At 58.8% G+C, this 10,669-nt stretch carries 15 protein-coding genes; 5 read left to right on the forward strand and 10 right to left on the reverse strand.

Annotated features, from left to right (window positions below; all coding sequences use genetic code 11):
* The first annotated feature begins 75 nt into the window (after positions 1–75).
* Positions 76–972, forward strand: a complete 897-nt coding sequence (locus tag NJC38_RS27795; RefSeq protein ID WP_253118009.1) for a LysR family transcriptional regulator — start codon at positions 76–78, stop codon at positions 970–972.
* Positions 973–975: 3 nt separating this feature from the next.
* On the opposite strand, the gene NJC38_RS29190 is transcribed toward NJC38_RS27795, so the two are convergent.
* Positions 976–1,206 carry a TfoX/Sxy family protein gene (locus tag NJC38_RS29190; protein ID WP_366856645.1) on the reverse strand — a complete coding sequence of 77 codons (231 nt, stop codon included), beginning with the start codon at positions 1,204–1,206 and terminating at the stop codon, positions 976–978.
* Between the two features lie 49 nt (positions 1,207–1,255).
* Positions 1,256–2,479: a transposase gene (locus tag NJC38_RS27800; RefSeq protein WP_253118010.1), complete on the reverse strand. Its 1,224-nt coding sequence runs from the start codon at positions 2,477–2,479 to the stop codon at positions 1,256–1,258.
* A 14-nt stretch (positions 2,480–2,493) separates the two neighbouring features.
* On the opposite strand from NJC38_RS27800, the gene NJC38_RS27805 reads away from it, so the two are divergent.
* Positions 2,494–2,706 carry a hypothetical protein gene (locus NJC38_RS27805; protein ID WP_253118011.1) on the forward strand — a complete coding sequence of 71 codons (213 nt, stop codon included), beginning with the start codon at positions 2,494–2,496 and terminating at the stop codon, positions 2,704–2,706.
* Here the strand turns inward: NJC38_RS27805 and NJC38_RS27810 are convergent.
* From NJC38_RS27810 to NJC38_RS27820, 3 genes are read right to left on the reverse strand one after another with little or no spacing between them, the layout of a single operon-like run.
* Positions 2,674–2,856 (reverse strand): TfoX/Sxy family protein, encoded by a 183-nt coding sequence (locus NJC38_RS27810; RefSeq protein ID WP_253118012.1) that lies wholly within the window; start codon positions 2,854–2,856, stop codon positions 2,674–2,676. The genes NJC38_RS27805 and NJC38_RS27810 overlap by 33 nt on opposite strands.
* A 20-nt stretch (positions 2,857–2,876) precedes the next feature.
* Positions 2,877–4,223, reverse strand: coding sequence for an ATP-binding protein (locus NJC38_RS27815; protein WP_253118013.1), 1,347 nt, complete (start codon positions 4,221–4,223; stop codon positions 2,877–2,879).
* Entirely contained in the window at positions 4,220–4,933 is a 714-nt protein-coding gene (locus NJC38_RS27820) for a response regulator transcription factor (protein WP_253118014.1), read from the reverse strand. Before NJC38_RS27820 ends, NJC38_RS27815 begins: the two co-directional genes overlap by 4 nt.
* Positions 4,934–5,097: 164 nt before the next feature.
* Here NJC38_RS27820 and NJC38_RS27825 point away from each other — a divergent pair, with 164 nt between their 5' ends.
* Positions 5,098–5,871 carry a VacJ family lipoprotein gene (locus tag NJC38_RS27825; RefSeq protein WP_253118015.1) on the forward strand — a complete coding sequence of 258 codons (774 nt, stop codon included), beginning with the start codon at positions 5,098–5,100 and terminating at the stop codon, positions 5,869–5,871.
* Positions 5,864–6,109: a hypothetical protein gene (locus NJC38_RS27830; protein ID WP_253118016.1), complete on the forward strand. Its 246-nt coding sequence runs from the start codon at positions 5,864–5,866 to the stop codon at positions 6,107–6,109. Before NJC38_RS27825 ends, NJC38_RS27830 begins: the two co-directional genes overlap by 8 nt.
* 48 nt (positions 6,110–6,157) lie before the next feature.
* On the opposite strand, the gene NJC38_RS27835 is transcribed toward NJC38_RS27830, so the two are convergent.
* Together NJC38_RS27835 and NJC38_RS27840 are read right to left on the reverse strand one after the other, a co-directional pair.
* Positions 6,158–6,766: a dTMP kinase gene (locus NJC38_RS27835; protein WP_253118017.1), complete on the reverse strand. Its 609-nt coding sequence runs from the start codon at positions 6,764–6,766 to the stop codon at positions 6,158–6,160.
* 45 nt (positions 6,767–6,811) lie between these two features.
* Positions 6,812–7,099: a chorismate mutase gene (locus tag NJC38_RS27840; protein WP_253118018.1), complete on the reverse strand. Its 288-nt coding sequence runs from the start codon at positions 7,097–7,099 to the stop codon at positions 6,812–6,814.
* Positions 7,100–7,634: 535 nt separating this feature from the next.
* Here NJC38_RS27840 and NJC38_RS27845 point away from each other — a divergent pair.
* Complete coding sequence (locus NJC38_RS27845; protein ID WP_253118019.1) at positions 7,635–7,919, forward strand: hypothetical protein; 285 nt, start codon at positions 7,635–7,637, stop codon at positions 7,917–7,919.
* A 69-nt stretch (positions 7,920–7,988) separates the two neighbouring features.
* Here NJC38_RS27845 and NJC38_RS27850 read toward each other — a convergent pair whose 3' ends face one another.
* The 3 genes from NJC38_RS27850 to NJC38_RS27860 all read right to left on the reverse strand — a co-directional run.
* Positions 7,989–8,858 carry a sugar phosphate isomerase/epimerase gene (locus NJC38_RS27850; protein WP_253118020.1) on the reverse strand — a complete coding sequence of 290 codons (870 nt, stop codon included), beginning with the start codon at positions 8,856–8,858 and terminating at the stop codon, positions 7,989–7,991.
* 113 nt (positions 8,859–8,971) lie between these two features.
* On the reverse strand, positions 8,972–10,045 hold the full coding sequence (locus NJC38_RS27855; protein WP_366856643.1) for an MFS transporter: 1,074 nt from the start codon (positions 10,043–10,045) through the stop codon (positions 8,972–8,974).
* 20 nt (positions 10,046–10,065) lie between these two features.
* The coding region (locus NJC38_RS27860; RefSeq protein WP_253118021.1) for a transposase at positions 10,066–10,669 on the reverse strand (604 nt) is incomplete at its 5' end.

Below are 10,669 nucleotides of genomic sequence, written 5' to 3' on the forward strand. Positions count from 1 at the left end.
TGAATTCATCATAGGGCTAGCCGAAGAACAAAAAAAACAATATATTTTTTGGAAATTAACAAAGAATATTTATCAATGATCCGCGAGCTCAAGACCCTGATTGCCGTATCCCGTGAAGGCACATTTGCCGCTGCGGCGCACAAGATCGGCCTCACCCAGGCTGCCGTAAGCGCCCAGATTGCGCGCCTGGAGTCTGAGCTGGGCCTGGAGTTATTCGATCGCAGCGGGCGTAGCGCCCACCTCAACGCAGTGGGTTACCAAACCCTGCAACAGGCGCACGAGCTGATCCGCATGTACAACAACCTCGGCTCCCCTGCCCCGGAAACTCAGGCGCCGCAGTTGGTGACCATGGGCGCCATCGCCTCGATACAACGCATGCTGCTGCCCAGTGCCCTGGCCAGTTTTCATCATCAATGGCCGAATTTCCGCAGCCGAATCCTGCCTGGGCTGTCGATGGAACTGCTCGATCAGGTCGATGCCGGCGAGATCGACCTGGCCGTGATCATCCAACCGGCGTTCTCATTGCAGAGTGACCTGAAATGGGTGCCGCTGGCCAAGGAGCCCTACCGTCTGCTGGTGCCGGAAAATACGCCTAACGATGACTGGGCCGAGTTGATCACCTCGCAGGCTTTCATCCGCTACGACCGCACCTCTTTCGGTGGGCGGCAAGTGGATCGCTTCCTGCGCAAGATGCATTTCACCCCGCGTGAAGTGAGCGAACTGGATGAACTCGATGCGATCGTGAAACTGGTGGCCAATGGCGTCGGTGTGGCCCTGGTTCCGGAAACACTCGGGCATGTGGCCTGGCCGCAAGGTGTACGCGGCCTGGATCTGGGCGAACACACGTTCTACCGAAACATCGGCCTGGTGCATCACCACAATCGCAACATGAACGAGCCGGTAATGATTCTGGCCGGACAGATTGAAGCGCTGGCCCGGCAGATTGCGCCTGGCACTTCACCAGCAGCTTGAGTGTTAAAACGCCGGGGGGCGTTTGGTTCGCTGTGCACGTTTACGATCGGCGCGCAGCGCTGCGGCAAATGAGCCTTGTGCCCAGCGCACCGCGTCATGGGGATCTTCCATCAGTTGATCCGGCGCCCGGTAGTAAGACAGCCCGACGAGTTTGCCTTGCCGGGTATAAGTAAACTGCTCAAGCCCTTGCTGTTCGAAGGCTGCAATGTTTTCTGCATCGGCCTTCAGGTACAGCGTGCCTTGACATCCTCCCCGGCCTGAAGGCCGGAGACTCCTACGGCGCTCAGGCGCGGCATCGAGCCGCCCCCGAGTCGCTTCGGTAGGTTCCTGCTGCTGGCGCCATGACCTCTGCGCTCACTTCACAGGCTAACCGGGCGTGTCCCGCCCTTAGTACATTGATCGCCCCGACCACATCGGCGTTGCCTTCAAAACCACATCCCACACACCTGAACAGCGCCTGCGTCTGGCGGTTGGCCGCCGACACATGGCCGCAACACGGGCACCTGCGGCTGGTATTTTGCGGCGGCACGGCAATCAGCCAACCGCCGCGCCACGCCAGCTTGTAGTCCAGCTGGCGGCGGAACTCGAACCAGCCCTGATCGAGGATGGCCCTGTTCAGGCCAGACTTGGCCCGAACGTTTCTTCCCGGTGCCTCGGCCGTGCCTGCCGCCGATCTGGACATATTCCGTACCTGCAAGTCCTCGATACACACCATCGCGTGGTTTTGGCTGATCGCGGTGGAGCACTTGTGCAGGTAGTCGCGGCGGGCATTGCCGATTCGGGAATGAATGCGCTGGACGCAAGCTTTCGCCTTCTTCCAGTTGCGGCTGAATTTGACCTTGCGGCTCATCGCCTGCTGCGCTTTGCACAGCGCGGTCTCATGGCGTTTGAAGCTGTTGAGGGGTGCGTAGAACGAACCATCCGAAAGCGTGGCGAAGCGGGCAATGCCCATGTCGATGCCGACTGCCGCACCCTGTGCCGTGGGCTGCTCATCGATCTGTCGTTCGGTCTGGATACTCACGAACCACTTGCCACACGACTGGCTCACGGTGATGTTCTTCACAGTACCCAGCGTCTCGCGGCTGTTGCGGTAGCGCAGCCAGCCCAGCTTGGGCAAGAACAGGCGGCTGTTGGTCTGGTCGAGCTTGATCTGTTTCGGGTCGGGATAGCGGAAACTGTCGCGCTGCCCCTTCTTCTTGAACCGGGGAAAGTCGGCTCGCTTGGCGAAGAAATTGGTGTAGGCCCGTTCCAGATCCTTGAGGCTCTGTTGCAATGGGTGAACAGGCGCATCGGCCAGCCATGCGGTTTGCGGGCTATGGCGCCATTCGGTCAGCAACTTGCACAGGCCCGCATAGCCGAGCTTGTTCTCGCCTTGCTCGTGGCGCTCCTTCTGCAATGCCAGCGCCTTGTTGAAGACGAAGCGACAGGAGCCCGCAAAGCGGCGCATTTGCTGCTCCTGCCGGCCGTCTGGCATGAGTTCGTACTTGAAGGCTTGAAGTCGTTGCATACTGCTCTTGAGCCATGAGCAATGGAGACGACATTAGGCGCGGACGGCACGGTGTTTTCAAGGTGCATGCCCATGGGGTCTTTGTAACGAAATACCGCCGTAGAAGGGCATCTGTGTCGCCATGTTACTTCGCATCATCCTGTGGCGGTGCATCCATCGAACAGCAGCAGACACCCCACGGCAACCAGGGACGGCTACGCCGTCCGCGCTATCCTTCCCCGCCCTGAACGGCGGGGCTTGTCGCGCGCCCGATGGTCAAACACCAGGCCGAACATCACCCCATCGCGAAAAATCCCGTGCCCGCCGAACATCCGGCGCAGAGACACAGGCCCGAACAGAGCGAAAATGTCCTCGATGTAGGCGGCGAGTTCGTTCATGTTCAAATTCTCCTCTGGCTTCAAACAAACGGCAAAATCACTCGTACCTCCAAGCCGCCGCCGTTGCGGTTGTTCAGCGTCAATGTGCCGCCGTGCTCCAGCGCTGTGGCGCGGGCGGTTGGCAGGCCCAAGCCTACGCCGCCGGAGTTTTTATTGCGTGAGCTTTCGATGCGGAAAAAGGGCTTGAATACCTCTTGCTGATACTCGACAGCGATGCCTGGCCCGTTATCGAGTACCCGGATCTGGACGACCTGTACGCCTGTTTCCAGTTCGATGGCGGGCATTTTTCCGTATTTGATGGCATTGTCCAGCAGGTTAGTCAGCATGCGCTTGATGCCGACAGGGCGACCTGTGAATACCACCCGGCTCGGCCCGCTCAGCGCAACGTCAATGCCTGCATCTTTGTAGTCATCGACAACCGTGTGCAGTAATTCAGCGAGGTCAAAAGCGGTGGCGGCTTCGAGCCGGGCGTCGTCGCGAAAGAATTCCAGCGCGCTGTTGACCATCGTCTGCATTTCATCCACATCGCGAAACAGCTTGGCTTGCTGGTCAGGGTCTTCAATGAATTCGCCGCGCAAGCGCATGCGCGTCAATGGCGTACGCAAGTCGTGAGAGATAGCCGCAAGCATTTGTGTACGATCATTGATGAAATGTTGCAGTTGGGCCTGCATGGCATTGAAGGCAATGATTGCTTGGCGTATTTCCTGGGGGCCTTCTACTTCAATCGGTGGTGCACGAAAGTCAGTGCCGAAGCGCCGCGCGCCATGCGCGAAGCGTTCCAGAGGGCTGGCCAGATGGCGGGTGGCGATCAGCGCGACGATCATGGTCGAGAGAATGAACAGCGTGATGATGATCAGATTGCGTGGCAAGCCTTCCAGGCCCCAGTCTCGCCTGACGGCAGAGAACTTCAGCCAGGAACCGTCGCGCAACTCAACCAGCAGGGCATAATCCGCCCCCGTGTGGCCGGCAGGCCAGTCACGAGGTTCATAGCCTTCGATGCGTGCAGTGGGGTTTTGTAGTTGAGTGCGCAGATAACTCTCACCATCGCGAAAGCCCTCGTCCTCATCTGCTACCGGCATGTTCGCCTCTGCACGATTTTTCAGCCAGGTGACGGTATAGAGCTCGACGCTCGCTGAGCGGGCAATGTCTGCTCGTTGTGCCACCGGCGCCGCATCGATAATACGGCTGATCACGCCCAGGCGTTCCAGCAAACCGGTTTCCAGCAAGGGTGGCTTGGCCCATACGCCCGCCAGTTGGCTGAGCAGCCAGGTGAGCGATAACGCGGTGAACATCGCCGCCAGCGTCGTCAGGGCGATCCAGCGCGACACCGTGTTGCCAGAGCAACTGCGCCTGATTAGCCCGCTCATCGCTTGACCAGCACATTGGGGGTGAACAGGTAGCCGCTGTTGCGCACGGTGCGGATGATGGGCGAGCTGCCTACATCCCCTTCCAGCTTGCGGCGCAGGCGACTGATTTGCACATCAATGCTGCGGTCGTAGGCGTCGTGGGCTTCGCCGCGGGTCATGTCGAGCAATTGTTGCCGGGTCAGTACCCGCCGCGGGTGTTCGGCGAAGACCAGCAGTAGTTCGAACTCACCACCCGAAAGCGGAATCATCACCTTGCCTGGTGAGCGCAACTCACGAAGCGCCACATCGAGCTGCCAGCCAGCAAACTCCAGGGTCGGTCGTGGCTTATCGTTCAGCACGCTCTTTACCTCTCCGGTGCGGCGCAGTACCGCCCGCACTCTGGCCAGCAACTCGCGGGCATCGAACGGCTTGGTCAGATAATCGTCGGCCCCCAGTTCCAGGCCCACCACACGATCACTGAGTTCACTCATGGCCGTCAGCATGATCACTGCGATGCTGTGTTCGCGGCGCAAACGTTGACACAGCACCAGGCCACTCTCGCCGGGCAACATGACATCCAGAATGACCAGTTCCGGTAACTGTCGCTCCAGCGCTTGAAACAGGCTGTGCCCATCGGTCGCGACATCGACCCGATAACCGTGTTGTTCGAGGAATTTTTTCAGCAGGGCAAGGACTTCAAGGTCATCGTCCACAAGCAGTAGATGGGTCACGGAAAGCACACTGTCGGCGGGTTGCGAAGTGTGTATCTAAAACTATTGGCGCAGGCGCGTCATATATTTCAATCCGGCAATAAAGCGACTGCGTTGCAATATTGGAGACATCCGCGTGAAAAACCATGGAGGCAGCATAAAGGCACTTCATACGAGGTTTACCTATGCCGGTCATTGCTCTGTCTCGCCCGCTTTCGTTTGTCGCCGTTGCAGCACTACTCGGTGGCTGTGCCCACTCGCCGTCTGGCCCTGTAAGCACTGGCTGTGAGGGACCGGTCATTGCAGTTCATGACCCGGCAGAGCCGATCAATCGTGGGGTTTTTGCGTTTAACCGGACGGTGGACGATTATGCCTTGGCCCCCATTGCGCTGGGCTACCGGCAGTTACCGGAATTTGTGCAGGACGGCGTACACAACTTTGTCGCCAACTTTGGCGAGCCCAAGGTTTTCATCAACGACTTGCTGCAAGGTAATTTTCGTCGTTCGGCAACGACAGCAGGCCGTTTTGCACTCAATACAACCGTCGGCATCATTGGGTTCATCGACGTGTCCGGACGTCTGGATATGGAGCGTCACCATGCAGATTTCGGCCAGACATTCGGCGTATGGAACATCGCCAATGGCCCGATTGTCGAGTTGCCATTGCTCGGCACCGCCAACCTGCGCGACGCAACGGGCAAAGTGCTGAGTTTCGCGGTTTCGCCATTCGGCAGCAGCGATACCGTGGCGGCTCTGGGCGCATTCAATACCGTTGGTGGCATTGTCGATGGCCGCGCCGAGGCCTTGCCGATAACCGACGAACTGAGAAAAGAGCCTGATTACTATGCTGCGCTTCGTGATGCGGTGGCCGAGCGCCGGGCGCACTTCGTCGTGCAAGGAAAACTGGGTGCACATCCTCCCGCGCTGCAGGATTGTTTGATGGGGGCCTATCATGAGTGACAACAACGTATTGGTCCTGCATCGACGATTAAGAGCGCCGGACATCAAATCGCTGCACTGTCGCGAACTGGCTCTGCATCTGGACGAAGACGGTCGTCATCTGGTGCTCAGCCGCTATACAGAACTCTACAGTGATGATCAGTCCATCTGGGGTGTTAACCATGAGCACAAGGTTCCACTGGCCAGCCTGCTGCGCTGGATGATCAAACAGCAAAACGTCCCTGAGCCAGCCGACTGAATTCATCAGAGGGGCTCATCGAGCCCCGTTTGATGGGACGGACAGCTATCAATATTTCTCAAGGATCGCGGACGCTACCTGCCTGGTCGCCTCCTCGATCGTCCCCTCATTACGGCACAACACCCAACCATTTTCTTCGACCGCCCGCTCGAACGCCTGGGTGCAGGCCACATGCTCGTCCAGCCGATGAATCACCGTGCTGCTCAGCCCCCGTGTACGTGCCGCCGCCCTCGCCCATGAAATTTCCGGCGCGGTAAGCACCCCGATATGCAGGTCCGGGATTTGCACGCCGCGTTCGATATTCAACCGCAGAATCTGATCAAACGGCACGCTGCGGCGAAATGCGGCATCGGACGGGTACCAGCGATCAATCAGGATGACGCTGTTTGCGGGTTGCTCTGGCAGCACGTTACGCGAAATCCAGGCGCGGCTGTCGGCCAAGCGCTCACAGACCTGCCATTCCAGGTCCGGGCACGGGTTTCTGGCCAGCGTGTTCACCAGTGCCATGATTTCGCCCCGATGAGGATCGAGGTTTCTTTCAGACAGGCGAATGACCTTCTCGCCGTTGGCCCGCAGGGCTTTGGTCACGGCTTCCAGCAAGGTGGTCTTGCCAGTGCCCTTCGGCCCATCCATCGAAATAAACAGCGAGCGGTTCATTGTGCAAGGCTCAGGTTGCGGATCAATTCAGAGAGCGCCTGGCATTCACGAGGCGTTTTCGCGAATGACCCGGTGATTGGCCACGACTTCATCGATCACGCCTCTGAACAGTTTTTGCGTAAGGTCAACATCAACGCCATAACGTTCGGCCAATGCGCTGTAACGCTGCGCTTGCGCGGCTTCACGGGCCGGGTCTATTGCCTCCAGGCTCTGTGCTGCCTTGATCACGCCAACCTTGCCAGTGGCGATGAAACGCTGCCCCAGGAGTTTGATGATCTGCTCATCCAGGTCATCGATCTCTGCTCTTAATTGTCCGAGTTCATGGCTGCTCACGCAGGTTGCCTCCAGGTTGTTAGTAGATTGATGGCCAGAATCGGACACACCCTACACCAGAAGGCCCTTAGCGCATTGCGACTTTGTGCCTGCGACTGCACAAACGCATGAGCAAGCACATCAAAATGCCTATAACGACCATGGCGTCTGTGCCTGAGCACCGGGTGTCTCTAGCCTGATCGAGGCCCAGGTGGGACAAACCTGGAAACATCCTACGCCCGTAAATCCCGCAGGTCGTAGGACTCTTCTGAATTTTCACGCTATGCTCTGCCCCCGCTTGTACCATCCATCCGAGACGACTACCTTTCCTGCTCGTCGTTGATTCCAGCGACCGGGTTTAGTCGCCCGAATGTTTGGCACAAACTTCCGCAATTGTAATTGTCTGCCCAGTTCAGACAATGCGGTTTCTATGGCGGTTGTGTACGGGGCGCCTTCGGGTGCGCCGGGTTGCCTGACACCGGTCGACTAACCTGTACACAGCTGCCACCTTTCGTTTAGTCGCGTTGGGTGCTGGCATCACTGTCAGGTAATCGAAATGATCTTGTCTACACCTCATCCACCGCAACACCTGTCTGTCGCCCTCACCGCTCCCAGTCTACTCACGGTCAAACCCGGTACCCATATCGAAGACGCGCTGATCGCTGCGGCAGACTATCTGCACTGCGCTGCTGCCACGGCCTATGAAGTCGCTGATCACCAGTCTCCTGAGTTTCGTCCGCTGGCGCGCTCGGTGGTCAATCAACTGGATATGGCACGGGAACTGATAGAAGCAACGCTGGCGATGCTGTCCCAGCCAGCATCAGTGGCCGCCAAGGACTGAGTAGCAAGCACAGTCAGGAACAATGCGCTGGCGGTGAGAGGTCGCACATTGCTCCTGATTTGCCCCGCCTTAGTCGAGTTTCCTGCCGCGCCACGCTTGAGCCAGTTCCCGCTCCAGGCTCAGTTTCGAGGCGCGAATGATCGCATCGGCGTCCTTGGGCAAGTCATGCTCGACCACATAGACAGGTCTGGCCCGTTGCTGGGCCGCGCTGACAATCTCGTCCCAGGCCAGCAAGCCTTCCCCCACAGGAGCAAAATTCATTTCGTCGTCGCGCAGGCCGATGCCTGAGTTGTCCTTGGCATGCAGGGCAAACAGGCGGTCTGCATAACGGTGGATCAGCCTGACCGGGTCCTGACCACCACGGAACACCCAGGCGGCATCGATCTCCAGCGCCAGGTTTTCTGCGCGGGTGGCGTCCACCAGCAGCTCAAAGCCGGTCTTGCCACGAAAGGTCTTCATTTCGAAGTCGTGGTTGTGATAAGCCAGTTGCAAGCCGCTTTTGCGCAAGGTGCTGCCCAGCGCGTTGAGTTCTTTACCGAGCCTCTTCCAGCCCGCCGCGTCGGTCGGGCGATCGGCCGGTTGCAGATAAGGCACCACCAGCACCTTGTTGCCAATCGCCTGATTGAAAGCAATGGTCTGAGCCATCTGGCTGCGCAAGGCGTCCAGTTGCACGTGTGCGGAAGTGACTGAGAGGTTGTACTGGGCCAGCAGCCGGTTCAGCTCGGCACTGCTGACGCCTTGATCGCCAACCAGCTCCACCGCCGTGAACCCGGCATTACGAGCCATCAGAAACTGCTGGTCGAGCGTGCCGACATTGCGCAGGGTGTACATCTGCAGGGCAATTTTGCTGTCTGCACCTGGTGACGCCATAAGCGGGCTGCCATTGAGCAGGCTGCCGGCAACCACAGTGGCCAGCGCCAGTTTCTTGATCAAACGCATCACAACTTCCTTTTGAGTGACAGGGAATCCGTTTCCGCGTGTAACCGGTTACACGCCTCAGTGGCAGGAATTTATTCGCTGCTGAGCAGCCCTGTCAATTGGGTTGTGAATGATTAGCGTTGCGAGCGAGCGTTATCACTGAAGGACCCGCCAAGCAAGTAAAGTGCGCCCCCGACAATCAGAAAACCTGCCAGCACATAGAACATCATCGGCGCCGGCCAGACGGCGAGCACCAGACCGCAGACAATCGGCCCCAGTGCCCCGCCGAGGTTGGACAGGTTCTGTGCCGCGAAGTACATGCCGCGCAGCGACGCCGGGGCGATACGGTCGATGAACATGTACTCGGCAGGGAACACAATGATTTCGCCAAGGGTAAACAGCAGCATGGCAAAGGCCCAGGCGGTCAGGCTCTGGGCCATGGAGAAACCGGCCAAACCTGCGAGAAACAGCGCCAGCCCGGCCATCAGCCAACGGGTCAGGTGTTGCGAGTCGATGCGTTTGCCGACCCAGTATTGCAAGGTAATTACCCCGCACGCATTGACCGCCAGCAAGGTGGTGATCACCGAATAAACCCGCTGCGGGTCGCTGGTCACCACCAGGTATTGCGACAAATAGGCACTGAACTGACCGAACACCACGGCGCTGAGAATGCCGCCCAGGGTGAAGCACACCAGGCGCCGGTCGTTGAGCAGCACCTTGCCGACCTGGGCGAAGGAAAATGGCGTGGTCTGGGCCGGCGCGCAGCCCAGCTCGCGGTCGCCGTAGCGGATGTACAGCCAGAAGAACCCCGCGCCGAGCGCTGCCGACAGCACAAACGGCAGGCTCATGTTAACCCCCGCCAACGCTGCACCGATGAACGGACCGACGGCGTAGGCCATGTTGATCAGGGTATAGCGCAATGAGAACACCCGGCTCTGCTCATGGCTGGGCAGCAGGCGTCCGAAGGCGGCCTTGGCAGTAATGTCGATGACCGAGTAAGCGAAGTTGAACAGCACCAGCGCCAGGAAGAACAGGATCAGGTTCGAGGTCACACACATGCCGATGAATGCAGTGACAAAGCAGCCGGTAAAACCCAGAATCAGCGGATAAGGTTTGAGACGGTCGGTCAAATAACCGCCGTAAAGGCTCAGCAAGGACCCGGCCACCAGCGCGCAGCCCACCGTGGTGCCGACCGCAGCGATACTCAACTGTTGACATCCTCCCCGCCCTAAAGGGCTGGGATTCCCACAATTGGACGCTCATGCCCGAGCGCGAGAATGTTCTTTGCGGCGTTGACGTCGCGGTCGTGGGTGGCACCGCACCCACAACAAGTCCATTCCCTTATTCCAAGCCCTGCGATACCTCTCGGCCTCGAGTCCGGCAATTGCTTGCAGCTCGAACAGGTTTGGGTGGTGTTTCTCTCGCTAACAACCTTGAAAACCGTGCCTGCGTGATCGCATTTGTATTCCAGCATCGTTTTCAATTGGCCCCAGCCGGCGTCCAGCACCGACTTGGCCATCCTGGTTTTCGCGAGTTTCAGTGAGTTCACATCGCCCACCACAATGACGCCACAACGCGCGACCAGCGCGTTGCTGAACTTATGCAGGCAATCCTTGCGGCGGTTCGCAATTTTGGCGTGGATCGCCCGCACACGGGCCTTCTTGCCGGCGCGCTGGGCCGTGCCCAGGGCGCTCTCCAGATCCCGGTAGAACCTGCCGCTTTCAAGGCGATCACCGTCGCTGCAGGTGGCCGTGGTTTTCAGTCCGAGGTCGATACCCACTGCGTCCTGGCCTGGCGATAACTGGCGGTCGAACTCGACCACGACGTTGAAA

This window comes from Pseudomonas sp. 21LCFQ010, assembly GCF_024129905.1.
Taxonomy (GTDB): domain Bacteria; phylum Pseudomonadota; class Gammaproteobacteria; order Pseudomonadales; family Pseudomonadaceae; genus Aquipseudomonas.